The organism is Planktosalinus sp. (genome assembly GCF_059864935.1).
Map to the genome: position 1 here is coordinate 1 of NZ_JCBCCK010000453.1, position 1,858 is coordinate 1,858.

Consider the following 1,858-nt stretch of genomic DNA (forward strand, 5'->3'; position numbering starts at 1 on the left):
GTTATTGGCAGGGGCAACTCCAATTTCTTGTAATTCTTTTTCAAGATAGGCTACTGTGAGTTCTTCACCAATGGTCATAGGTTTTCTGCCCATATAAGCATCTGATGCCAATTCTTTAATGTGTCTTTCAAGATGTTCAACACTTACGTCCCACTCTTGTGATACTTCTTCTTGTTTTTTTTCCCCACAAGAAATTAGGGTCGCAAGTAAAACAAATGCAATTAAATTTTTCATCATTATAGTTGATTAAATTATTTTTTGGTAAATATAAATAAAAAAAAACGGCTCTTTTCAGAACCGTTTTTAAAAATAAATCAATTTATTAATTATCGTCGCCTGATGTATCTTTGATTTTTACCTTTGTGGCACTTCCATCCTCATCTGTAATAATCTTGAGTTTTTTGTCATCAGTTTTCATTTTTAACTTGCTACCATCTTCAGTTTCTTTGTATTCTACGTCAGCACCTTCACTTTTCATCTCGTCAATGAGTTGTTCAGTTTCTGTTTTGTTTTCTTCTTTTTCCCTACAGGAGTTGAGTGAGACAGCAAGAAAAATTCCTGTAAGTATAATGAACATTACTTTTTTCATAATATTGGGTTAGTGGTTATTAATCGGTGAAGGTAGGTTATAATACCTGTTAAATCCTTTTATTATAAGATTTGTTTTAAAATGAAAAAAATGATGGATATATTTTCAAGACTTATGAACAAAACAGCTCAACATAGTAACAAGATAGGCTCCCGCAGCAAATAGCATAAGTGTTGAAAACCCAATTTCTATTGCAAGGATAGTAGCAAATGAGGCACTTACAACAGACAGGCATCCATTGATTCCCCAAGCCCAGGGCACACCCGATTCATTCTTTTTTGAAAGGAAGCGTAACCCAAGTGGAAAAGGAATACCCATAAAAAATGAAGGCAAACCAATCAGCAATATCGTTATAACTATTTTTAACGGAAGCGAAAACCCAATATTGGCTTGAAGAATTGTAGATAAACCCACTGCATAAACCAACAACAAACCAATAATTAAAAGCACGACTTTACGAATTGCCGAAAGTGATAATTGTACCTTTGAAGAGAACCAACTTCCCAGACCTGAAAGAAGCAACATCCCACTTATCACCGCCGCAACTGAATAAACAGGATGACCCAGATAAAGAATAAACCGCTGTATCAATACAATTTCCACAAACATAAAACCAACACCTATACCGGAAAAATAAGCGAGTGTCCAACCCTTGTTATTCAACCTGGTTTTTAAAAAGAACAAAGGAAAAATAATCAGTAACAGGGCCAGTATAAATGACTGGATAAATGTCACCCAAACAATCATGTAGCCCAATTCAAAAAAAGAAGCAGATTGGCTTCCGAACATTTCTTGTAGCTGTGGGTAACTTTTTAATCTTAAAAATTGTGAAAAATAAGGCTTGTCATCTGTGGCCGGGCGCAAGTGAAAATCATAATTTGCATAAACAGCCTCCCTGTTTCCCGAAACCAACGAATCTGTAAGCTTAAACAAACTGTGATCTTCGATCATGTTGAAAGCAACTCTTTCTTCAGCGGTTATGCCGGGCAGCAATAGCGGGTCAAAATACAGACGTTCACAAAACTCCCTGATTTTATTTATTTCGGCTTCACTAAGTGGTGTCTTTTTTACCAAAAAAGTCATAGCGTTCCAACTTCTCACGGCAATGAGATGTTGTTCTATGTGTTGAATCCCTTTTTCTGCTAATACTTCGGAAATGGTTGCGGCAATTTTCAGGGAATTTCGGTAAGGATAATCCATCCATACGGTCATTTCCAAAAAACCATCATTTTCTAACCCATCATAAATTTTTGAAAAAGCTTCAGTAGT

General features: G+C 35.7%; 2 protein-coding genes and 1 pseudogene. All 3 read right to left on the reverse strand.

Going from position 1 to position 1,858, the window contains the following annotated elements; translation table 11 throughout:
* Positions 1–237: pseudogene (locus AC6F75_RS13395) on the reverse strand (peptidase M28); the annotation flags it as partial.
* An 85-nt stretch (positions 238–322) separates the two neighbouring features.
* The gene (locus tag AC6F75_RS13400) at positions 323–589 is read right to left on the reverse strand and encodes a hypothetical protein (protein WP_500715595.1); all 267 of its coding nucleotides are present in this window, start codon (positions 587–589) and stop codon (positions 323–325) included.
* Positions 590–694: 105 nt separating this feature from the next.
* On the reverse strand, positions 695–1,858 hold a 1,164-nt coding region (locus tag AC6F75_RS13405; protein WP_500715596.1), incomplete at its 5' end, for a hypothetical protein.